We start from the raw sequence: 21,397 nt of genomic DNA, 5'->3' as shown, positions 1-21,397 counted from the left end.
TTTCTAATTGCATATTAGTGTTTTGAGTCGATTCCGTATTCCGATTCAAAATCGGAGCAATTAAACACCTAAAAGACATCAAAGAACATCCGAACATCCGCATGCAAAAATGCTGCGGAAAAAGTATGGTGTGTAAGGGTATGATGTGTAATGGTATGGTGTGAAAGAGTATGATGCTGAAAAAAGTATGATGCTGAAAAATGTATGATTCGTAAATGAGTATGAAGCGGAAACAGGACAGTAAAAAGAAGTGATTGCGGAATTATTCCTGCATCACGAGAGTAAAGTGATCGCCCCTGTCGAGGATCTCGGACTCGGGAGCTATTGTCTCGATAAACGATCTCAGATACACGGGGTTCATGTTGACGTCGAAAACGCTGTTTGTCTCCGAAGATTTCACAGCCTTTCTTATCATGTAACGCTTCTCCTGACCGTCATTCGCGGTATCGTATGCAATGCCGGATATAAGCAGGATACCCTCAATCAGGGTAGTCTTATCCATCTGCGAATGCATGCGCTGAAGTATCTCTGCCGCATCTTTTTTCGCCATATCGTTGAGTATTGCATCGATATGGACGTTCACCGTCGTATCATTCTCGGCCAGCAGCCTCTGAACAATCTCGTTGGATCTGTCTTTAGGTTTCCAATCGCGAGTCAGCTTCAAAAGCTGCCAGTCTCTTGCAAAAGACCGGTTTTCACCCATAAGATCACCCTCTCATTATCGAGAATATCATGGTGCACATACCGATAATCACGAGCAACCTTGAGAAGATGGACGACCAGAAGTACCAGAACATCTCCGGATCAAGGATTGACGAGATATCGGGGAGCACAATGCCGATGGTAAGTACGAAAAGACCGTATATCAGCAGAAGGAAACTCCTGTTTTTTACTACCCTGTATCCCTGATACAGGTAGACAATGAGTGCAACACCGAGAATAAGTGTTATCGTCGCTAAGGCAATTTGCAAGACTTCAATTTCCATTTAAATCATACTCCTCCGTATTCCAGAACTGCTCTTTAACCTTCTTGACAGTAAGAATGGGTTTAATGTCGCGAACGCCGCTGAGCTCGCTGAGTGGTATCAAAATGCCGGTTTTAAGCTGTGCAATCTCGTGAACGCGTGCTTTTGCAAGGAAATCATCGGGCTCAAGCGTCTCATACACTTCGAGTATATGATCCATCTTTAGCAGGAATTTCTCTATCTCGGGTTTCTGAAGCGGATCTACCGATATTGATAGAAAAACTATGATGGAATTCTTGAAGAATTCGGGATTGACCACTATGGTGAATCTCTGAATTATTCCTGTTGACCTGAGCTTTTCGATGCGCTTGAAGACAGTCGACGGCGCAATGTCCAATTTTTTCCCTAAATCCGCCATCGACGTTCTTCCGTCCTTTGCAAGCTCGTTCAGGATTGCATTATCTACCTTATCCAACATTATACCCTTTTGTAAGACTCTGATTTATGGAAATATAATAGTTATCATTTGAAAAATTTTTAAAAAATATCGGGTAAAAAAGTCAACATTATTTCATATTGTTGGAATTCTTTCAAAAAAGTCACGTAAATCTTATTTGTCGGAATTTGTAGGGAATTAGAGGGATTTCTTTGGATGTCCCGGATTTATGCTGTATCTTTTTGATTCGGAGATGTATGCGCCCGCGATGGCATCGCCGATGAAAACCTTCGCACAAGCGCAGGCTCTTTCGACACAATATTCTTTTGCCAGACATGCCGCGATAGCCGAGGAAAGACAGCATCCCGAGCCGTGTATCTCGCCGCTGAATCGCGGTCCCGTATATTTGACGATATTAAGCCCGTTTATGCCGGTTTTAATCTCCGTACGGCATCGGCTGTCGTCACGGATGCCGGCGGAGACTCCCCCATCTCCCCATCCGTCTCTCACCGCGTCTCCCGCCGCAATCCCCTCCACGCGGTCTTCGCGGTCTTTCGAGATGAGGTAATCCGAGGAGTAGTCGCCGTTGAGGTGACCGCCTTTGATTAGGACGTATTCGGTGCCGCCGTCGAGAATTGCCTCCGCGGCATTCGCAATCGCCGTCTCCGGGGGATTGCGGCTCAGATCAATCCCCGACAGTTCGCAGGTCTCGGGAATGTTCGGGGTTACCACCTTTGCAAGCGGCAGCAGTTTCGATCTCAATGCCTCCGCCGCGTCTTCGTCTATGAGCCTGCTGCCGCTTGTTGAGATCATGACGGGATCGATGACCGTCGGCACACTCTTTGGAATATTCGCGGCAACCGTTCGGATTATATCTTCGGTCGGCAGCATCCCCGTCTTGTAAGCCGCGATTCTGAAATCCCCGGCGACCGCCCGCATCTGAAGTCCGACAAAGTCCGCGGATGCGTTCTCTATGCCGAGCACGGTGCAGGGATTTTGCGCCGTAAGCGAGGTGATTACGCTGCACCCCCAGACATCGAATGCCGCGAATGTCTTTAAGTCCGCCTGTATGCCTGCACCGCCGCCGCTGTCCGAGCCGGCAATCGTGCATGCGCAGGGCATGGCGCTCCCGGTAATCCGCGAATTTTGTCTCTCCGAAGGTGTATCCGAATCCATGTAATAGTATTAGCCGTTCATTCTTTCTAATGCTTGTCGGTATCGGAAAGAATGGAATATGGGAAGAGAGAGTCGGGAAGAGAAGGAATCCGGACGAGATGGAGTCGGGAAGAGAGGGGGAGTCGGGAATAGAGTGAATCGGGAAGGCTGAGGCAGAAAGGCTTTGAGGCATATGCCTGCGGGCGTATTGTTTCATTATTGTTTCATATGTGCATCCTTTTTGAACAATCACACAGAAACAATATACATGGATGTTGAAGAGTTCGCACGAAGGGAACGAAAAATCGGTGCGAATGGCGATGATATTGCCGCAAAACTTGCGGACAGAATACTTGAGATAAAGAACTGCGACAGGAAATATGCTCTTGAGTTTTCAAAGGCGGTAGTCACCGAGGTTGACAACTCCTCGGGACTGAACGGCGATTTCTTCGATTATGAGAAGTCCGGCATCAGGATGGGGGAGTTCGGAGTCGGCTCACGCGGCACGGGCGACTTTTTTGTGCACAGGCAGTTTCCGAGGATAATCGGCGCAGGTGCCGAGGGCAAAGAGAGCAACACGGCAGTCGGCGTCGACGAGATGGACGATGCGGGTGTTGTCAAAGCCGGCGGTCAATATATCATCACGACGGTTGACGGAATGCACTCGCGTCTCTCGGATTTCCCGTTTCTTGCCGGATTCCACGTGACCCGCGCCACACTCCGCGATGCCTATGTGATGGGCGCAAAACCCGTGGCACTTTTATCCGATATCCATGTTGCCGATGACGGCGATGTCGCAAAGCTCTTCGATTACACGGCGGGAATCGCGGTCGTAAGCGATATGATGAATGTGCCGCTGGTCTCGGGCTCGACGCTCCGCATAGGCGGGGACATGGTCATAGGCGAGCGTATGACCGGCTGTGTGGGCTGTGTCGGTGTCGCAAACCACGTCACGAAGCGTTCGGCAACGAAGCCCGGCGATATTCTCCTTATGACCGAGGGTGCCGGCGGCGGAACGATTGCAACCGCGGCGATATACTCCGGCTACCCGCAGGTCGTCGAGAAGACGATAAATCTCTCTTTCCTTAAGGCATGCGAGGCGCTGCTGAACAGCCCCGTCCTGAATAAGATTCATTCGATGACGGATGTCACGAACGGCGGTCTCAGAGGCGACGTCTATGAGATGGCGGAGACGGCAAAGTGCAGAATCGTCGTCGAGGAAGAGAACTTAAGGAGTCTTGTCGAGCCCGAAGTTCTGAAGATGCTCGATGCACTTAAGATAGACTATCTCGGTGTCTCCCTCGACGCTCTTCTCGTCACCGCACCTCCCGAGGTTGCCGATGAGATAATCGCGGTCGTGAAGTCCGCCGGCGTCGTCATGAAGAAGATGGGTTATGTGGTTGATGGACCCTCGGACTCAAAGATTCTGCGCAGCGGAGAACTCTGCGACTTCGTTCCGGCATTCCGCGAATCCGCGTATACTCCCGTCAAGAAGGTCGCGGATAAGCCCGCATATGACTTTGACGAGATGAAGGCAAAGGTAAAAGCCTCTGCCGATGCCGCAATAGGGAAGAAACTCAGAGTAATTGAGAAATTAAAGAAGAGATACTGAAGAAGAGATACCGAAATCCGAAAATTACCGAAATCCGAAAATTACCGAAATCCGATAGTTATCGAAATTTGAAAATAACCAAAATCCAAAAATTACTTTTTTCACAGGTTAACCGATTGCCGTCGGATTACCTTAAAAAATAATTAATTCTTAGGTTTTATTCCCGAAGCGCACATGTTGAAGGCAAGATAGGGAATCTTAGACTCAATAATCGGCTCGAACTTCTTTGCGATTGAGTAGAGCGACGGGGAAAGACTTACATGTGCAAACGAACGGCGTTTTACCGAAACATCCGTGAAACCCGCGGATATAAGGAGATCCGAGAGTTCGTCCTGTTTATAGTAGCGCTCGGTGATATTGACCATGCCGACCGATTTCACGTGCAGTTTCTCGCCGATTTTATGTGCGGTCGGAACCGCCGAGGTAAAGACATTCTTGCCCAGGGTGCATATCGAGACCGAACCGCCGGGCTTTAAGACCCTGTAAATGTCCTCGACTGTCCCCTGCGGATTCTGAAGATAGGAGAAGGCAAGCACACTGGAGACACAGTCGAAGGTATCGTCCTTGAAGGGCAGCTGCTCCGCGGTGCCTAAAGTCACGTCGGAGTTTGTCCGTTCTTTGGCTCTTACAATCATATTGCGGCTGATGTCCAGACCTATGACCTCGCCGCCGAACCTGAGATACCTCTCCATGAAAAGACCGGTTCCGCAGCCCAGATCAAGAAGTTTTGCATCTTTGGGAAGGTTGCGCATTACCCCCGAACAGATATGGCTGTAATAGGTATTGCCCCCGCTTTCGTCATATCTGCTGTCGTAGATATCCGCTACCTGATCGTAATGAGATGCAACCTTCGTCATTCTCTATCGAAAACTTCCGTTATAATTCTTGCAATCATAGCATTTATCTGTAAGTATTCATTCTGTGCGGTGCAGAGGGAAAAATCCGTGTCCGAAAGGATAATCGTGAGAGTTTCGTCGTTATACTCGCGTTTTGCGGTATTTTTCAGTTCCGCGATAAGTTCGCGTCCGGAAAGACCGTATTCGAGCATTATCATCTCGGCAATCTCGCATGATTTCTTCAGATCCTTCTTGCGCATGGTTGCAAAGAGGGCATAGGCAATGGCCGATACCTCCGAGTTCGTGAGATCGATGATGTCCGTATCGCCGTTTGCTACAAATGCCTCGAGGAACATTATCGCCTTTCTCAGATCGCCTTTCGAGACCTTTGCAATCAGTTCCACGGTTCCGCTGTCGACTTTATCTTCCGTGATTCCTTCTTTTTCGAGAATTTCGGTAAGCTGTGCGACAATCTCAGAAGAGCTCAGCGGCGCGAAGAAGAGCGGCAGACACCTTGACGCAATCGGCGGAATTATTGCCGTCTGCTGTCTTGCTATGAGGATAAAGCGGCATGTCTTGCTGTATTTCTCCATCGTCCGCCTCAATGCCGCCTGTGCGTCGAAGGTAAGTTCACCCGCATCCTCGAATACGATTATCTTGAACTCCGCGTTGAAAGGCTTCATCGAGGCATACCACTTGACGATATGCTTGAAGTTCGCAATCAGGCTCTCGTCGGGCTTATAGAGATGCTTGAATCCGCCTTCTTTCTCGAGCCATGTCTTTCCCTGACGAAAGAGCGTGCCCGCGGGAATCACGGTGACGTTCGTTATGAAGGCGTCGTCGCCGTAAACCGCCTTGGCAAGGCATTCCATCGCACAGCTCTTTCCGTTACCGTGCGGTCCGAAGAATATCATATGCGGGATGTTCTTCCCGTCGGCGAAATTTCTGATATGCCCGATTACCTCGGTCTGTCCGCGTATTTTGTCGAAAGAATCGGGTCTATACTTTTCTACCCAGAGCATTGGAAAGATTCTCCATGATTGAGGTCACTGCCGAATCCAGCAGTTTCCCGTTATCGTGGTTTTTGATGAGTTCGTCAGCAGCCGCACCGTTGCCCTTAAGCTCTTTTACGGCGGCGGTAATGTTCGGAAGCGCCCTCGTGAGTTCGTCGCAGATTGTTAGGGTTGCGGTCTTTGCCGTCCTTGACAGGGGATTTAAGTCGATTGTGATGACTTTCTTGCCCATGCCGATGAGCGCCTCGCATCTGTCGCCGTCCTCGAGGGGAACGAGCACCACATCCGCGGAGTAGATGCCGTCACGGGTGCAGAGACCGCGGTCGTGAGAGAGCGGAACAAGGCGTTCCACTGGTCCCGTATGGACATCCACGCCGTTATCTCTCAGAAGTTTTTCGATCTTCCGCATTCTCTCTTCGGTTCGGTGGAAGAGGTTTATCTCGACCATCGCACCCGATTCCTTCTGAAGATCGCGGATAAGGTCGGCGGCAAGCGCAGCCGTGTTGCCGTTGACCGAGATGACCGCCTGCTTTGCGTTTAAAAGCATCGCCGCCGCCGTCCTCTCGGCAAGCAGTGCGGTATCGGTCGTCTTTTCACCGATAAGATAATCAAAGGCTTCCCCGCGTCCGTGCGATCCGACGCCTTCCATTGCGACGATTTTATCCCATGCCGCATTCGCTATCTTTTCGCGTCTTACCAGCGACGCATATCTCGGGTGATCTTTCGGTATCATATTTTATTCCTTATTATTTCCTTGTTTATTCGTTAATTTGCTTATTTTATATGTAACTTATACGATATTAGGATATTTTATTCCCGAAAAACGGGTCCCGCATAGGTCGGTTCTCGGTTCTCATCCGTCTGTTCTAATCGTCTGTTCTTATCCGTCAGTTCCGGTCCGTCAGCTCTTATCGTCAGTTCTTGTTCTGAGAGACAAAGCCGTTGGGCGACATCTTCATCATATAGACATCGCCGAACTTCGAGAGGATTCCCGGCGCTTTCTCGCCGTAGGCGAAGACGCCGTTGCCGAGCATTGTCATGGATGCGGGTATGTTCCTCAGGGCGCATTCGTCAAGGACTTCCCTTACCTTATCCGAGATAAGTCCCGAATTCTCAGCGAATTCACGCGATATTCTGAAGAAATCTTCCGGCGATTTCGGGCATTCGTCGCGGAAGGCATCTTTTATCCTTTCCATCGCCTTCGGATCTTTCAGAACGGTGTCCGTTCTCAGCGGTCCGAACGTGACCGTGGATATTGGTTTTTCCATATCGTAGCGGCGGATTATCTTTCCGTCTATGCCAGGGGTTTTGCGGCAGATATAGCCGCCGTTCATGCATGCGGCGACGTCCCCGAGTCCCGTCTTAAAATGAATCTCGGTGCTGTTTGCGATTTTTGCGATATCTTTGTTGCTCATCTTCAGGTCGAAGATGTCGGATACGGCTTTTAAGGACGCGAGGAGGGATGCCGCACTCAGACCGAAACCCGAGCTCATCGGCAGAATGCTTCTCGTGGTTATCTCCGCGGTAATTCCGAGGGACTGCATTGCGTATTCAATCACGTTAGAGCCGTAGATCTCGGCAACGGCATTGCCGCTTCTGTCGACATAGCAGATCTTAACGGATAACTCATCCGATTTCTTCGCTTCGGCAAAAACACCCTCGGTGATGACGATTCCGCCGCCGACGCTCGAAGGATTTCCTTCTTTGTCGGGCATCTGTCTGAACCAGCCGGAGATATGTCCGGGGCAGAATGTCAGAGCAGTCTTCTCCATATTTCCCCCGCTGTTTCTTCTTTTGTTCCGCTGACCTGCGCAACCCCGTCCTTTGTGTGCAGTCCGTATCTGCCGCAGTCTGCTCCCATATTCTCGGCGCCGTTTGCACAGACAAGGTCTATTCCCGCGGCAACCATCTTTTCCGCCTTTTCGTCGGCATCGTCGCCGAGCTTGAACGCCGCTATCTTTGCGTTCTTCGACGATGGCGTTGATTTCAGTGCGCTTACGACTTCGTCGAGAATCTTTGGAAGCGGCAGGAGCTTTATCGAGATATCTCTGTTTGACGGGATCTTGCCAGCAATCTTCTCGGGTTTGTAGTCCGAGATTGCCGCCGCACTCAGATAGAAGTCGCAGCCGTCTTTAATCGCACCGAGGACGGCGTTTCGCATGTCTTCGGCGCTTTCGATAATCACGTTCCTTACAAGCGCAACCTCATCGCCGCCGTGGACATAGGTAACGTCCGCGCCGAGTCTGTAGGCTTCGAGTGCAAGTTCGCGCCCCATTCTGCCGCCGGAACGCGTCGTAAGCACCCTGACGTCGTCGAGAGCCTCGCGGCAGGCTCCGCCGGTGATAATCACTTTTTTGTTCAGAAGAGGTTTTCCGCCGACCGCACGTTCGACTTCGAGGATAATCTCGTCATTCGATGCGAACTTGGCTTTGTTCTCCGCCATGAAAGGATCGACGAAGGAAATGCCGTAACTTTTCAGTTTTCTTATGTTTTCGACCACAGCGGGATGATTATACATGCTCTCGTGCATTGCCGGCGCGATCACGACCGGCATTCCCCTGCCGATTGCCGTCGTCGCAAAGGTGGTTACGGGGGTGTCGTCGATTCCGCAGGCAATCTTAGAGATTGTGTTCGCCGTTGCCGGCGCAATAAGGAGCACGTCCCCGGTTCCGCCTATGCCGCAGAACTTCACATGCTCGATATTGCCGCTTATCTTCGTAATCGTCTGAGTATCGCAGGCATATGTCACGGCATCGGGCGTAATTATACCCGTTGCCGCTTCGCTCATAACCGCCTGAACCTTTGCGCCTTTCCTTCTCAGCGCCCGTGCAAGTTTCACGACCTCGACTGCGGCAATACTGCCGGTAATCGCCAGAACAACGGTTTTACCCGCAAGAGTCTGCCTTATTCCTTCGCCGAAGGGAACAGCGGAACATTTACCCGAACCGCTGCCTGCACCGTTTCCCGAATCTTTACACGAACCATAACCCTCACCATTCATGGCAATATCACATCCGAGACAATATGCCATCTGTGCGGCGCGTATTTCTTTACCCTGTTTACCGATATCTCAGCCTCATCGGCGTCAAAACCGGACTCGCCCAAAGCCGCACGGATGGTCTGTGTAATATCATCTATGCTGTGCACATGTAAAATACCACCCTGTTTCATATGCGGCAGGATGTCGGGGAGCATATCCTGCGACTCGAAATGACCCATGAATGCACGGTCGTATTTTCCTTTGAGCAGATCCCGACAGTCCCCGCATTCCGCATCGACACGTTGTGAAACGCTGTTTAATCCGGCGTTTTTCACAAGGTATCCGTAAGAGACGGGGTTAATCTCCATTGCGTGAACCTTTGCCCCCGCGATTGCCGCAGGGAGCGTGAAATAGCCGATTCCCGCGAACATATCCGCAATCCTCTCGCCATTGCGCGTCATCTTCGCCATTCTGGTCTTTTCGTTGCGGTTGCCCATGGAGAACATGACCTTTGAGGGATCGAGAGAGTATATGCAGCCGTTCTCCTTATGGCAGACCTCGTGCGTCTCGCCGTAGAGCACCTCGACAGCGGGAGTTCGTTTTACGCCTTCGTATCCTTTGAGAAGCAGGACGCAGGCGGGCTTTTCCCACCCGATAAGACTTTTCAGTTCGTCTTCGGAGGGCATACGGTAATGAATGAGCGCCGTATCCCCGATCATCTGATATCCGGGTCCGCGGTATTTTTTCGGCGGATTCAGTTCGCAGTCATAGTCAAAGCCGTCTTTTACGGGAACATATGCCTTCCCCGCGTCGACAAAGGTGCGCCTTGTCGGATCCGCCCATTCAGCGCCATCCGTCTCTTTGAGTTTTTCGGCGGGAACGATTCTGACGTGCATGGGTAAAAGAAAAAAAGAGATGCCGGATTCTTATCCGACGAAGATTATCCTCTCGTTGCTCGGATCGCGGAGGAATCTGACTCTGTCTCCCGCGTAGATCTCGTGCCACGGGTAGATGATGACCTCGATATTCTCGTAGGTCTTCGGATCGAGGATTGCGGCGGTATCGCCGTTTATGTAGATCACCGTTGAGTGTTCGGAGTCCGCGACATTGCCTATCTTTCGTCCTTCCGGCTCATCCTTCGAGATCTTCGTGGAGCCGTCCATGAGATCGAAGTACTGGACGAGATTGCCTTCGGTTCCGCGAATCTCGTAGTATCTGCCGTTGTTCTCGAAGACGTCGCCTTTCTGATATTTCGGCAGTCTGACCAGATACGTTATGCGGTAGACCTGTTTGCCGTTCTTTTCGCCGATTAGTTTGGGGTGACGGGTAATCTTGCCGCCGAGCTCCTTTGTAAGTGCCTTGGAGACAAGTTCTCCGAGATTGTGGCTGGAGATGATTATGTCCATGCCGTCTTTGTTTTCCTCGATATCGGTGACAAACGATAGCCTTTCGCCGTGCCTCTGGACCTCGTCCTCGACCCTGTGCGCGATATCGACGGCACTGTTGCGCTCGTATTCGTCGGGTTTTCTGCCTTCGGCGCGGAGCTGGATGGTTCCCGCATAGTATCCGCCGGCATACCTGCTGCACCTGTCGCACTGCTCTCTCGACCAGAGAATAAGGACATTGACGTCCTTTTCGACGGGAACGCCGTATATCTTGCCCTGAACGTTTACCCTGACCGAGGTTCGGTTGGGGCTGGGGTCATGGTGCCTTATCTCGACGCTGAGTGCATGGACGTCCTCGTGGACGTGAATCGAGTTGAGCGCAATCTCTTCTATGAGTTTTTCGCGGTCGAGAGCGCAGTCGGACCACGTATTCTGGTGTTTGAGCGATCCGCAGGTAGGGCACTGCACGCAGGGCACTCTGGCGTCATGCGTGATCCACTCGACGGCGGCGGCTTTGCATCTGTTGCAGAGACCCCCCTCGCTGGGTCCTCCGCATTTAGGGCATATATTCTGTCGTATATTCATGATAATTCGGTATTTCGGTTCTTTATGGATTCTGAGGATTCAGAGAATTCAGAAGATTCACAGATTTCAGAGGATTCAATGATTCATAGGATTCACAGTATCTGGATGTGGGGGACGCCGGCGATCTTTATGCAGGCGTCGGCGTCGATGATCCCCGCCTCGACCGCAATCGAGATAACCCTCTCGCCGGCAAGGTTTGCCATGGAGACCTTCTTCAGTGCTCTCAGAAGTTCGTCGCGGTCGGAAAGCTCGGTTCCGTAGAACTTTTCGGATATGTCGAGTTCAAGGTCGCCTTCGGTAAATTTCCGGTTTATGAGTTCTCTGTCGCATGCCGCGAGAAGTTTATCGACTCCGTCTATCCTGTAAACCTTCAGATACATCTCTGCATTATTATTGGTGCTGTTTGATTATACAAGTGTCTGTGAATGGGTCTGTACCCCGAAGACCGCCGGCGGAAAAACGTCGGCCGGAAATCGCCGTTTCAAAGCTCGATATCCACGGAATATATCTTTTCGGGCGAGATCTTATGGATGCGTACCGCATCATCAAGGGTAATTGCGTCCTTCTCGAGAAGTCTTCTTGTGAACCGCGGGACCGACTTCGGACCGATAACCGATCCCGGGCGTGTCGGGTCGTCCATATAGTCGCTCTCCATTGTAAAATACCTGTTTTCTCTCGCAGATTTCGCTGCAAATTCCGCAATGCCGTCGTACTTTGCTATGAACGATGGCGAAAGCGGTGTGTCGTTCTCCGCGAAATGCTTGACGACGCGGCAGGGGTCGATGCCGGCGCTCTTTGCCATATCGGCGACATCGGCGCAGGGTCCCGTCTCCGCGTGTATCTGAAGGGCGCAGCCGCAGTCTTTTGCAAGTTCGAGCGAATGCATGAGTATTCTGTTGGACGCCGCCCATACATCGTCATCGACGGGATAGTGCGGTCTGCCGCTCTTGAGCGCAACGGCCTCGCCTTCGGCGACATACTTTGCGGCAATGTCCATGCCGCCTTTCATAATCTCCTCGATCTCGGGGAGTGCCATTGACGTATGCGCCGCAATCTTTGTTATCTCGGCGGGATGTACCCCAATAACGGCAAAAACCGTGAGACCGGTCCCGCGTATCGATTCCGCGGCATCAAGGGTGTTCTCGAAGACTTTCCGGAAATCTTCGGCACGGTGCGGAACAATTCCGAAGGTCCACGACGGCAGCGAGACCGCAAACATATGCGTGCCGCCGGCGTTTTTGAAATCCGTTGCCGCCTTTACTCCGAGACCGTTTATTGTATCGATATGGATATGATCGTCGGTTATCGGTATATCGTCTAAAATCATTTGAAGGATCTGTCCCAAAAATGTGTATTAGGTTATTTTACGGTTATATCTACGGTTATATCTCTTCCAGACTGAGAATCTTCATCATCGGGTATTCGTTCTCGAGTTTAAGCTCGGCAACACACTTTGCGCCTTCGTATACCGTGGTAATGCGGACTTCGAACATCTTTCCGGCAAGCTCGCTGTATCCGAACGAATTTATGGCCATCATCTCGGTGTGAATCTTCACCTTTATGTCAGTGACATAAGGCTGGAGTCCGACGGCATTCTCGATTGCCTTCTCGACCGATGCCGCGGTCTTCGGTGATATCGGTGTCCCCACCCACTGGTGATAGAGTGCACCGAGTTTTATGCCCGCCTCAAAGACTGCCTGTGCTTTGTTGTCGGGCGTCGTATTCCTGTCTGTTTTATCTGCGCTCATTTCCTGTCCTTAAACTGTTTTCAAAGCCTGATATAATATAATTTATTTATTTTTTATTCTTTATTTGATTCTTATTTGATTCTTTATTTTATTCTTTATCCGATTCCCCGGGTTACAGCAGTTTCAGAATGCCGTTTCTCGGCTCCATTATCTGGCCGTCTTTATGGAGTTCATCAATTCTCTTCTTTACCTCTTCCTTGTTGTAACCTTTGGCCACAAGCCCTTCAATCACCTTGTCTTTCTGTGCGAAATCCACTCTCTTACCGTCATCCGTCGTTTTTTCGGTATATTTCTTGATCTCGTCGATTATGTCACGGAACATATTGCGTTTCTGCTGCGAAAATCCCGTTTCAAGTCTGTCGATATCGAATGAATTCGTATTGGGATCGTATGCCACATCGCGAAGACAGCGGTCGACTATCTTAATGACGCGGCTTGCATCCGATTCGTCAACCGTGGGGCTGAGTCTTACCCTTGCGCTTGCCTCCGCAAGTCTTACGAGTGCCTCCAGCTGTCTTGCGGTAACGGGAACGGGTTTTGAGTTGTCGGCGGCAAGCCCGCGAAGGTTGAGGTAATACTGAATAAGTATCTCTCTGGCTTCTTTGCTGATCTGCGGAATACAGTTTCTCTTTGAGTAGGCGACGTATTTCCTGAACAGGACGGGGTCTATCTCGGGTGTGACCGGCGCAAGCCTGTTGTTAAGACCGTCCTCGGAGAGGTTTTCTATCGGCGATTTATTGTTGAGTTCAAGGAGTTCACCGACTTCGTGGGCTTTCAGGATATGCTCTCCGATTGCACGGTCCAGCTGCTGATCGGGGCGGTCTCTCATGATGAAGATAAGATCGAAACGCGAGAGAAGCGACGGCGGCATATTGATCTGTTCGGAGATCGATCCGTACTGGTCGAAACGCCCCATCTTCGGGTTGGCGGCACCGAGAAGTGCGCAGCGCGAACGCAGCGTTGCGGTGATTCCCGCCTTTGCGACGGAAATAGACTGCTGTTCCATTGCCTCGTGAAGCGAACTGCGGTCGTCTTTATCCATCTTATCCATCTCATCGACGGCGGCGATACCCATATCCGCAAGGACCAGGGCACCCGCCTCGAGTGTCCAGCGTCCGTCGCCGAAATCGTCTTTGACGGCGGTGGCGGTGAGACCCGCGGATGTCGAGGATTTGCCGCTCGTGTAGATTCCGCGCGGAGCCAGTCTGATAACGTAACGCAGCATCTGCGACTTTGCAATACCCGGGTCACCGACGAGGAGCATATGAATATCGCCCCTAAGGTGGGTGCCGTCGGGGAGCGTCTTCATGACGCCTCCGAATAGGATAAGCGCTATGGATTCCTTGACCTCGTCGTTGCCGTAGATTGACGGCGCTATCGAGTGCCCGAATTTGCGGTAGATCTCGGGATCGCGGCTAAGCTCAAGGATCTCTTTCTCGTCTTCCTCCGAGATGTCGACCTCCTCGAACTCTTTCTCGCTCATCTCGATTGAGTTTGCCTGGAGGTAGAGGTCGAAGAGCGGCGACTTTGTGGTGCCGTTTGTCTTCTGATACGAGCGCATTATGCCGTTTATTATGACTCTGTCACCCGGCGACACGTTCGATACAAGGTCGTCGGTGATGTCCACGTCGAGGCTTTGAGGCTGTTCTCCGCCGCGAAGACCTTCGGGGGACTCCTGGATTCTGACCTTCTGTGTATCCACGAATTTCGAGAGCGCGGGCACGAGCTCGAACTTTGTCTGCCGCTCGCACTGCGTACAGTTGCGGTAAGGCTCGGTGAAGGCGCCGAAACTCGGCTGGGCATAGGGTTGCGTCAGCGTTCCGCAGTTGAGGCAGCGGAATACGCCGTAGACCAGACGCGGTCTGACCTCGGTTACTTTTCTGACGATACCTTCCACCGAGATGAAGGTGTTGATGTGCGAGGAGCGTATATCGCGGATATTGGTCCTTTTCGGGAGTTTTATGAAGCGGATATTGATCTCGTCCGCCTTGTCCTCCTCTTCCTTGGTGAAGATGAGGTTATAGGTTTTGACGGCGTCTTTGACGTCGCCGATGACCTTTGAGGGATTTTTGAGGAGTTCGTCGGCAAGACCCAGACCTTTTCGTCCCCATTTCTCGAGTTTCTGATAGTCGATGACAAGGGATTTTTTGGAGTTCTGGAAGGAGTATTCGCGTCCGATCTCTCCGAGTTCCGCCATGTAGTATTTTTTGAGGAACTTCGCCCAGTCGCCAGCCTTGTCGGTGACTTTTGCGGCTTCGCTCTGTGAATCCGCGCCTTCGAAGGGCAGCATTTCGTCGTTGTCCTTTGCGTTATCCTTCATTTTGTACTACCGTGATTGACGGCGCTTAAGACACAGCGCGCCATGAGAGCTTCCATCTGTATGTTCTGATCCGCGCCTTCGCTTATCCTGAAATCGGCCTCGCCCAGATGGCTGATGAGTTCGACTTTCAGCCTGCGGTCGAGTGTCGTGTCATTGACAAGGGTCCTGTAGAACTGATTTATGAGTTCGTTCGGGGCAATTCCGCGCTTGACCGTGAGCTCGTTGAGGGTGTTCTCCGCGGCCTCGAAGTTTCCTTTCAGAATGATGTGGAGGAGTTCGAGGATCTCGTCGGGTTTTGCCGTCGACGTTATCTCATAGATCATGTCCTCGGAGATATCGGCGTTGATTATTGCCGCGCCCTGAAGGGCATTGATGGCTTTTCTCATATCGCCCTGCGCGACGTAGATAATGGCGTCCATCGCGGCTTCGCTTATCGTGAGACCTTCGTTCTTCGCAATTCTCTTGAGTTCTTCGGTGATTGCCTCCCTGTCCAGCGGCTTGAAACGGTATATTGCGCAGCGGCTCTGAATCGGGTCGATTATCTTTGACGAGTAGTTGCAGGACAGAATAAAACGGCACGTGTGGGCGTAATTTTCCATCGTGCGCCTCAGTGCCGACTGAGCGTCGTTTGTGAGCGCGTCGGCTTCGTCGAGGAAGAGTATCTTGAAGGTCGCATTCCCTATCGGCGCCGTGCGCGCAAACTGCTTAATCTGATTTCTGACAACATCGATGCCCCTTTCATCGGATGCGTTGAGTTCCCTGAAGTTTACCTGCCAGTTTTCGCCGAAGAACTCACGCGCCAGTGCAACGGCGGATGTCGTCTTTCCTATACCCGCCGTTCCCGTGAAGAGCAGGTGCGGAAGGCTCTGCGCACCGACATAGTTCTTCAGACGCTCGACTATCTCGCGCTGCCCCACGACATCGTTCAATGTAGCCGGTCTGTATTTTTCAATCCAGATTGTGTTGTTCTCGCCCATTCTCGTTAATCTCCCTCTTTTTTTCGGTATCCGTTCGGACCGCCTTTGACCGTTATATGCCGATACGGATTGCCGGTATATTGCAGTTATACATTGCTGTTATACTGTATAACAGATCCTTTCTTTCATTAATTAATATGAAATGCTATTTGTTCATACAGCCGTATATCGGTCGGATATGCAACGATATCGGGGTAATTGTTCAAAGAAAAATTCTGAAGGATTATTTTGTCGTGGACTGAAGGATTGTTTGTCCGGCAGCGGATCGCAAAAATATCATTTGTCCGAAAAAGGTCTCGGAAAATTATCAATAATTATCCCGATAAAATAATATACAGGATTATTCGGGAAATATCGGTAATCCGGAGAGCAAGGGAGCAAGGGAAATGTCACTCTGTTATTTTGCCGGCGAATTCAGGATCCGCGAGAGATTGGCTCGGGATGATACGGTTGCCGCCGGCAATGAAGGCAGTACCGCCGGCGCCTGCGTCGGAAGAGCGGCATTGAATCCCGCTTTGAGGAGAGCCGCAGGCTCGTTTGCCGATATTTTCGCCGAGACTCCGAAGGACATTCTTGTCTGCGGGGTATTGACGGATATAAAGAGGAATAATCGCGGGATTGTCCTCTCCGCACGTGTTGCGGACCCGACCGGCGTTTTTCTGCTGAATTTCGGAAACGACAGGGCCGACTGCGCCCGCGTTATTTCCGGCATGGAGATACCCTCGTTTGTATGCGTATACGGCGAAGTCGTGGGATTCGACGGATCCGACGGATTCGTCGGATTGGGCGGAACGGACGGTGGGGGAAAAGCGGCGTTATTCAAAGACAGAGCCGCAGTAAGTCCGAAAATCGACGGCTGCGACTGCATGATTCACCCGTATTCCGTATCGCCGTCGACAAAGGAGAACCGCGTGAGATGGGTTTTGCAGACCGCGGATGAGACAGCCGAGAGAATGGAGTCCCTGCTCGCCGGCGCCGAAAGGCTCTCCGATGCCGGGAGGAAAGCGGCGGCGGAGATATGTGCGATGGCGAAGAGCGCGGTGATTGCCGTCAGTCTTATGCCGTCGGCGACGGGCGAGGACGGGGCTGCCGGTTCCGAAGGCAGCGGCGTTGCCGGTGCGGGAATCACGGGTGACGGTTCCTCGGAGGAAAACGCCGATGACCTCATTCTCTCGATAATAGAGGAGAACAGCACGAAGAAAGGCATATTGCGGGATGACTTCTACAATATCTGTAAAGAGAGGAATATCCCCAGAGAGAAAGCCGATGAAAGCATAAACAGACTTTTGGAGGACGGCAGTCTCTATCTGCCAAAAGGCGGATACATAAAGATACTGTAGGAGAACACAGGAGAACACAGGAGAACGCAGGAGAACGGAAACCGAAAATGATGCCCGAATTTATGCCGCAGGGACCCGCACTCATAGTCGTGAACACGATGCGGGTGCTGGTCGTCGCCGATGCGCATTTCGGTGCGGAGACTTTTCTGGCGCGCCACGGTCTTCACATACAAAGCAACAGCGATGAGCGTCTGAATCGGCTTTTAAAGTGCATTGACGAGTCGAAATGTGACCTGCTGGTTCTTCTGGGCGACGTCAAACACTCCATTCCCGTGACGACATGGCAGGAGATAAACGAGATGCCTAGGATATTCTCGAAGATTCGCGAGAAAGTCCCCTTTAAGGTCTTGCCCGGAAACCACGATGTCGGCATCGAGCGTTTTCTGGAGGCGGACGAACTCCTCGATAAAGAAGGTGCGGTCATAGACGGCGTCGGATACATTCACGGACATACATATCCCTCGGGTGACCTCCTCGGAAGACTTATCGTATGCGGTCACGCACATCCCGTGGTCTGCCTTTATGACGAGGTAGGATGCTCGCTGCGTTCGCAGCCCGCATATCTCCTATGCAGCCTCGATGCCGATGAATTCATCTCAAAATACAGGAAGAACGAGCAATACGGCGGATTTTTCGGGATGGAATCATCGGGTTCCTATTCCGATGAGGGTGAAGGCGGGGCTGCGGCTTTGAAGGCAGGTAAAGGCGGCGGTTCGAAGAGGGACGCGGGCAAAGCGGAGAAAACGGACAAAACGGGAAAAAGCGCAGGAAGGAAAGCCCGCGGCAGAGCGGCACTTTCCGAGAGTTGCGCGTGTGATGCGGATACGGCGGGTGATGCCGTACAGAATAATGGCGAAACGAATGACAACGAATCGAACGATGCCGAACCCGACGTAAATTTCGCCGAAAAGACGGCAAATACGCATGTTCTCTTTGTGCCCGCATTCTTTGAGCTTGCCGGCGGCATTGATGTCCGCGAACTGAAATTGAGCAGACTCGGACCGCTGTCAAGGTGCATAAACACATCCGACGCCGAGGTCTTCTTAAGCGACGGCACATACATAAACACGCTCGGAAACCTCATTGACGAGGGTGAAGAGAAGAAGATTCCCGTGCGTAACGGGCGCAAAGAGCGAAAAAAGCGAAAAGAGCATAACGGGAGCAGCGGGCACAGCGGGCGCCGGAGTAAGCGTTCGGGAGATCGCTTAAGAAACCGCCCCGATATCGAGGGCTCAAGACGGGGTGAGGACTGAGATGGGCGCCGCAGACTCGCTTGACGACAGAATAAAGGCTCTTTTGAAGAAAAGGAACTTCACGGAGCTTTCGGATACGCAGGAACAGACGATTCCGCCTATAATGCGCGGCAGTCACACCCTCTGTATCGCACCCACGGGCACGGGCAAGACCGAGAGCGCCATGCTCCCCGTATTTCACAAGTTGCTTTCTACCGAAGGCAGCGGCTTTAAGGCGATATACATAACGCCGCTGCGCTCTCTGAACCGCGACATACTCCTGCGCCTCGAGTGGTGGTGCCATGAACTCGGGCTTACCGTCGGCGTCCGCCACGGCGATACGACACAGGCGGAGCGACGAAAACAGACATTGAAGCCGCCCGACCTGCTTATAACGACACCCGAAACTCTTCAGGCGATGTTCACCGGCAAAAAACTGCGGGAGCACATGAAAAACGTGCGTTACGTCATCGTGGACGAGATTCACGAGCTTGCCGGCAACAAGCGCGGCGCACAGCTTGCGGTCGGACTTGAGCGCCTGCGGGAGTATTCCGGCGAATTCCAGCGGATTGCACTCTCGGCAACGGTCGGCAATCCGGATGCCGTTGCCGAGTATCTCTGCGGAAAGCGACCGTATGAGCTTGTCAACATACCCGTCGCCCCCCTGCTCTCGGTCGACGTGAAGTATGCCGGCGAATCCTTCACGGAGCAGGTGAAAGCCGTCGAAAAAGCGATAGACTCGAAGGATTCCTCCCTCGTCTTCGTGAATACGAGGGTGACCGCCGAAGCTCTGGGTCACGAACTGATTGAGAGGGGCGATGTCGACGTGCACCACGGCTCTCTCTCTCGCGAGGTCAGGATCGACGCCGAGGACAGATACAAGCGCGGCGAACTCAAAGCCCTCATATGCACGTCCTCGATGGAACTCGGTCTCGATATAGGGCATGTCGGTCAGGTGATTCAGTTCGGTTCTCCGCGTGAGGTGGCGCGACTTCTTCAGAGGGTAGGCCGTGCCGGTCACAAACTCGATACGGTCTCGGTGGGGCGGATTCTTGCAACCGGCTTTGACGATCTTCTGGAGTCCGTCGTTATCGTGAGGCGCGGACTTTCGAACGAATGCGAGGATCTGACTCTCATCAGGAATGCCGCCGACGTCCTTGCCAACCAGATTGCCGCGATTGCGGTCGAATACGGCGAGATATCCTTCGAGCGTCTGCATGATATTCTCGAGAGGACGGCGGTATTCTCGGACTGCGGGGCACAGACCCTCGACGAACTCATAGAGACCGTCGCAGGTCAGATGGTCAAGCACCGCATGATAAAGACGGAATCGGGTATGATAATCAAGACCGGCAGGACGAGAGATTATCTGTATTCCAACTTTTCGATGATAAACGACGAGAAAAAGGTCAAAGTCTACGATATAGTCTCGCGCAGGAATGTGGGAACTCTGGACGAGTCCTTTGTCGTCGGTTTTATCTATACGGGCGCGGCTTTCATAACAAAAGGTCAGCTCTGGCGCGTTCTTGCAATCGAGGACGGCATCATCAAGGTGGAGCCGACCAAGAAGGCTCAGGGCGAACTGCCGTCATGGGAGGGTGAGCAGATCCCGGTTCCGTTCGATGTTGCACGCGAGGTCGGCAGACTCAGGCGTACCGGCGATTTTGCGGGATATAAGACGGATGCGGTCTCGCGCAGGTTTGCCGAGAGTTTTCTCGAGGGTATGGTGCATACGAATTCGCCGATTGCATCGGACAATCTGATTACAATCGAATACTACCCCGACGGTGTCGTCTTAAACGTCTGCGGCGGTCACAAAGGAAACGAGGCTCTCGGACGCGTTATCTCGGTTCTTCTTGCCGCACGTTTCGGAAGTTCGGTGGGGATAGAGGTCGGAGCATACAGAATCGTGTTCAGACTCACGAGCGGAATCCGCTCGACCGACGTCCTGGAAGTGATAAGGTCGATAGATCCGCAGTCTGTTCGCGGGATTCTCCAGCTTGCCCTTAAGCGCACGGCAATCTACAAATGGAAGCTGGTTCAGGTCGCAAAGAAGTTCGGTGCAATCGATTCCGATGCCGATTACGAAAAGATAAGCATTCACCGCCTGACCGAACTCTTCGACAATACCGTCATACAAAAAGAAGCCTATCGCGAGCTTTTCACAATAAATATGGACACGGATAAGGCGGAACTTATCCTCTCGGAGATTCATTCGGGTGCCTGCGATGTCGTTATAGCGCCGCTGAGTGCCATCGGGCGCGAGGGTATATCTTCGTCGCGGGATGTAATCCCACCGCAGTCGGCGGATGCCGCGGTTCTGACGACGATAAAGAACAGGCTGGAGAATGACAATATCATTCTCTTCTGCATGAACTGCCGCGATTGGAAGAGCAGGACCACGGTAGGGCGCGTTCCCGACGAGATTGTCTGCCCGAAGTGCGGTGCGAGGCTGATTGCGGCGCTCAAGCCCTATGAGGAAGACAATATCAAAATTGCGACGAAGAAGACAAAGACGCCGGAAGAGCGTGCCGTTGAGGTAAAGATGCTTCGTAACGCCAACATTGTTCTATCAAGCGGAAAGGCGGCGGTAACCGCGTTTGCCGCAAGGGGTGTCGGTCCCGATTCCGTATCCAGAATAATTGCGACATTTAAGAAGGGCGATGAGTTTTATATGGAGATCTTAAAGGCGGAGAGAAATTATATCAAGAACCACAAGTTCTGGCAGTGATTAAAAATTTAAAATTTAAAAATTTAAGAAATTAAAAATTTGGAATTTAAAAAATTACAAATAAAATATAAAAAGATTTTTT

General features: G+C 51.8%; 20 protein-coding genes. 4 read left to right on the top strand and 16 right to left on the bottom strand.

Annotated features, from left to right (window positions below; translation table 11 throughout):
- Positions 1-262: 262 nt before the first annotated feature.
- The 4 genes from T502_RS07015 to thiD form a co-directional block, all read right to left on the bottom strand.
- The gene (locus tag T502_RS07015; protein WP_157197491.1) at positions 263-703 is read right to left on the bottom strand and encodes a hypothetical protein; all 441 of its coding nucleotides are present in this window, start codon (positions 701-703) and stop codon (positions 263-265) included.
- Positions 704-707: 4 nt separating this feature from the next.
- Entirely contained in the window at positions 708-986 is a 279-nt protein-coding gene (locus tag T502_RS07010) for a hypothetical protein (RefSeq protein ID WP_042706474.1), read from the bottom strand.
- Entirely contained in the window at positions 976-1,443 is a 468-nt protein-coding gene (locus T502_RS07005; RefSeq protein ID WP_042706473.1) for an Lrp/AsnC family transcriptional regulator, read from the bottom strand. Before T502_RS07005 ends, T502_RS07010 begins: the two co-directional genes overlap by 11 nt.
- A 156-nt stretch (positions 1,444-1,599) precedes the next feature.
- Positions 1,600-2,577, bottom strand: a complete 978-nt coding sequence (gene thiD / locus T502_RS07000; RefSeq protein WP_084173125.1) for a bifunctional hydroxymethylpyrimidine kinase/phosphomethylpyrimidine kinase — start codon at positions 2,575-2,577, stop codon at positions 1,600-1,602.
- Positions 2,578-2,824: 247 nt separating this feature from the next.
- On the opposite strand from thiD, the gene T502_RS06995 reads away from it, so the two are divergent.
- Positions 2,825-4,168 (top strand): AIR synthase-related protein, encoded by a 1,344-nt coding sequence (locus T502_RS06995; RefSeq protein ID WP_042706471.1) that lies wholly within the window; start codon positions 2,825-2,827, stop codon positions 4,166-4,168.
- 143 nt (positions 4,169-4,311) lie between these two features.
- Here T502_RS06995 and T502_RS06990 read toward each other — a convergent pair whose 3' ends face one another.
- The 12 genes from T502_RS06990 to T502_RS06935 all read right to left on the bottom strand — a co-directional run bounded on the left by T502_RS06990 (position 4,312) and on the right by T502_RS06935 (position 16,012).
- Entirely contained in the window at positions 4,312-5,025 is a 714-nt protein-coding gene (locus T502_RS06990; protein WP_042706470.1) for a class I SAM-dependent methyltransferase, read from the bottom strand.
- Entirely contained in the window at positions 5,022-6,026 is a 1,005-nt protein-coding gene (locus tag T502_RS06985; protein WP_042706469.1) for a replication protein C, read from the bottom strand. Before T502_RS06985 ends, T502_RS06990 begins: the two co-directional genes overlap by 4 nt.
- Positions 6,004-6,750 carry a 4-phosphopantoate--beta-alanine ligase gene (locus tag T502_RS06980; protein ID WP_042706468.1) on the bottom strand — a complete coding sequence of 249 codons (747 nt, stop codon included), beginning with the start codon at positions 6,748-6,750 and terminating at the stop codon, positions 6,004-6,006. The genes T502_RS06985 and T502_RS06980 overlap by 23 nt, the downstream gene beginning before the upstream one ends.
- Positions 6,751-6,931: 181 nt before the next feature.
- Positions 6,932-7,789: a pantoate kinase gene (locus T502_RS06975; RefSeq protein ID WP_042706467.1), complete on the bottom strand. Its 858-nt coding sequence runs from the start codon at positions 7,787-7,789 to the stop codon at positions 6,932-6,934.
- Entirely contained in the window at positions 7,771-9,018 is a 1,248-nt protein-coding gene (gene coaBC / locus T502_RS06970; RefSeq protein WP_084173139.1) for a bifunctional phosphopantothenoylcysteine decarboxylase/phosphopantothenate--cysteine ligase CoaBC, read from the bottom strand. The genes T502_RS06975 and coaBC overlap by 19 nt, the downstream gene beginning before the upstream one ends.
- Complete coding sequence (locus T502_RS06965) at positions 9,015-9,893, bottom strand: class I SAM-dependent methyltransferase (RefSeq protein ID WP_042706466.1); 879 nt, start codon at positions 9,891-9,893, stop codon at positions 9,015-9,017. Before T502_RS06965 ends, coaBC begins: the two co-directional genes overlap by 4 nt.
- Before the next feature lie 30 nt (positions 9,894-9,923).
- Positions 9,924-10,967, bottom strand: coding sequence for a 60S ribosomal export protein NMD3 (locus tag T502_RS06960; RefSeq protein ID WP_042706465.1), 1,044 nt, complete (start codon positions 10,965-10,967; stop codon positions 9,924-9,926).
- Positions 10,968-11,059: 92 nt separating this feature from the next.
- Entirely contained in the window at positions 11,060-11,347 is a 288-nt protein-coding gene (locus tag T502_RS06955) for a DUF424 domain-containing protein (RefSeq protein ID WP_042706464.1), read from the bottom strand.
- 101 nt (positions 11,348-11,448) lie between these two features.
- The gene (locus T502_RS06950; protein ID WP_042706549.1) at positions 11,449-12,294 is read right to left on the bottom strand and encodes a TatD family hydrolase; all 846 of its coding nucleotides are present in this window, start codon (positions 12,292-12,294) and stop codon (positions 11,449-11,451) included.
- 55 nt (positions 12,295-12,349) lie between these two features.
- Positions 12,350-12,715: a dihydroneopterin aldolase family protein gene (locus tag T502_RS06945; RefSeq protein WP_042706462.1), complete on the bottom strand. Its 366-nt coding sequence runs from the start codon at positions 12,713-12,715 to the stop codon at positions 12,350-12,352.
- A 112-nt stretch (positions 12,716-12,827) separates the two neighbouring features.
- Positions 12,828-15,005 carry a minichromosome maintenance protein MCM gene (locus tag T502_RS06940; protein ID WP_042706548.1) on the bottom strand — a complete coding sequence of 726 codons (2,178 nt, stop codon included), beginning with the start codon at positions 15,003-15,005 and terminating at the stop codon, positions 12,828-12,830.
- A gap of 26 nt (positions 15,006-15,031) precedes the next feature.
- Complete coding sequence (locus T502_RS06935; protein WP_042706461.1) at positions 15,032-16,012, bottom strand: replication factor C small subunit; 981 nt, start codon at positions 16,010-16,012, stop codon at positions 15,032-15,034.
- 386 nt (positions 16,013-16,398) lie between these two features.
- Between T502_RS06935 and T502_RS06925 the strand changes: the two genes are divergently transcribed.
- Genes T502_RS06925 through T502_RS06915 form a run of 3 tightly spaced genes read left to right on the top strand, consistent with a single transcriptional unit; the run spans position 16,399 to position 21,315 of the window.
- Positions 16,399-17,352, top strand: a complete 954-nt coding sequence (locus tag T502_RS06925; RefSeq protein WP_042706459.1) for a hypothetical protein — start codon at positions 16,399-16,401, stop codon at positions 17,350-17,352.
- 47 nt (positions 17,353-17,399) lie between these two features.
- Positions 17,400-18,605: a metallophosphoesterase gene (locus T502_RS09150; RefSeq protein WP_052359233.1), complete on the top strand. Its 1,206-nt coding sequence runs from the start codon at positions 17,400-17,402 to the stop codon at positions 18,603-18,605.
- 1 nt (position 18,606) lies between these two features.
- Positions 18,607-21,315 carry a DEAD/DEAH box helicase gene (locus T502_RS06915; RefSeq protein WP_042706458.1) on the top strand — a complete coding sequence of 903 codons (2,709 nt, stop codon included), beginning with the start codon at positions 18,607-18,609 and terminating at the stop codon, positions 21,313-21,315.
- The last annotated feature ends 82 nt before the right edge of the window (positions 21,316-21,397 follow it).

Origin of the sequence: Methanomicrobium mobile BP (assembly GCF_000711215.1) — an archaeon.
Taxonomy (GTDB): Archaea; Halobacteriota; Methanomicrobia; order Methanomicrobiales; family Methanomicrobiaceae; genus Methanomicrobium; species Methanomicrobium mobile.
Note: the sequence above shows the minus strand (reverse complement) of the source record. Positions and strands in the feature narration are given on the sequence as shown.

Excerpts from the sequence above, each read along its gene's own strand:
- T502_RS07015 (WP_157197491.1), bottom strand. The coding sequence starts at position 703 with ATGGGTGAAAACCGGTCTTTTGCAAGAGACTGGCAGCTTTTGAAGCTG.
- T502_RS07010 (WP_042706474.1), bottom strand. The coding sequence starts at position 986 with ATGGAAATTGAAGTCTTGCAAATTGCCTTAGCGACGATAACACTTATT.
- T502_RS07005 (WP_042706473.1), bottom strand. The coding sequence starts at position 1,443 with ATGTTGGATAAGGTAGATAATGCAATCCTGAACGAGCTTGCAAAGGAC.
- thiD (WP_084173125.1), bottom strand. The coding sequence starts at position 2,577 with ATGGATTCGGATACACCTTCGGAGAGACAAAATTCGCGGATTACCGGG.
- T502_RS06995 (WP_042706471.1), top strand. The coding sequence starts at position 2,825 with ATGGATGTTGAAGAGTTCGCACGAAGGGAACGAAAAATCGGTGCGAAT.
- T502_RS06990 (WP_042706470.1), bottom strand. The coding sequence starts at position 5,025 with ATGACGAAGGTTGCATCTCATTACGATCAGGTAGCGGATATCTACGAC.
- T502_RS06985 (WP_042706469.1), bottom strand. The coding sequence starts at position 6,026 with ATGCTCTGGGTAGAAAAGTATAGACCCGATTCTTTCGACAAAATACGC.
- T502_RS06980 (WP_042706468.1), bottom strand. The coding sequence starts at position 6,750 with ATGATACCGAAAGATCACCCGAGATATGCGTCGCTGGTAAGACGCGAA.
- T502_RS06975 (WP_042706467.1), bottom strand. The coding sequence starts at position 7,789 with ATGGAGAAGACTGCTCTGACATTCTGCCCCGGACATATCTCCGGCTGG.
- coaBC (WP_084173139.1), bottom strand. The coding sequence starts at position 9,018 with ATGAATGGTGAGGGTTATGGTTCGTGTAAAGATTCGGGAAACGGTGCA.
- T502_RS06965 (WP_042706466.1), bottom strand. The coding sequence starts at position 9,893 with ATGCACGTCAGAATCGTTCCCGCCGAAAAACTCAAAGAGACGGATGGC.
- T502_RS06960 (WP_042706465.1), bottom strand. The coding sequence starts at position 10,967 with ATGAATATACGACAGAATATATGCCCTAAATGCGGAGGACCCAGCGAG.
- T502_RS06955 (WP_042706464.1), bottom strand. The coding sequence starts at position 11,347 with ATGTATCTGAAGGTTTACAGGATAGACGGAGTCGATAAACTTCTCGCG.
- T502_RS06950 (WP_042706549.1), bottom strand. The coding sequence starts at position 12,294 with ATGATTTTAGACGATATACCGATAACCGACGATCATATCCATATCGAT.
- T502_RS06945 (WP_042706462.1), bottom strand. The coding sequence starts at position 12,715 with ATGAGCGCAGATAAAACAGACAGGAATACGACGCCCGACAACAAAGCA.
- T502_RS06940 (WP_042706548.1), bottom strand. The coding sequence starts at position 15,005 with ATGCTGCCCTTCGAAGGCGCGGATTCACAGAGCGAAGCCGCAAAAGTC.
- T502_RS06935 (WP_042706461.1), bottom strand. The coding sequence starts at position 16,012 with ATGGGCGAGAACAACACAATCTGGATTGAAAAATACAGACCGGCTACA.
- T502_RS06925 (WP_042706459.1), top strand. The coding sequence starts at position 16,399 with ATGTCACTCTGTTATTTTGCCGGCGAATTCAGGATCCGCGAGAGATTG.
- T502_RS09150 (WP_052359233.1), top strand. The coding sequence starts at position 17,400 with ATGATGCCCGAATTTATGCCGCAGGGACCCGCACTCATAGTCGTGAAC.
- T502_RS06915 (WP_042706458.1), top strand. The coding sequence starts at position 18,607 with ATGGGCGCCGCAGACTCGCTTGACGACAGAATAAAGGCTCTTTTGAAG.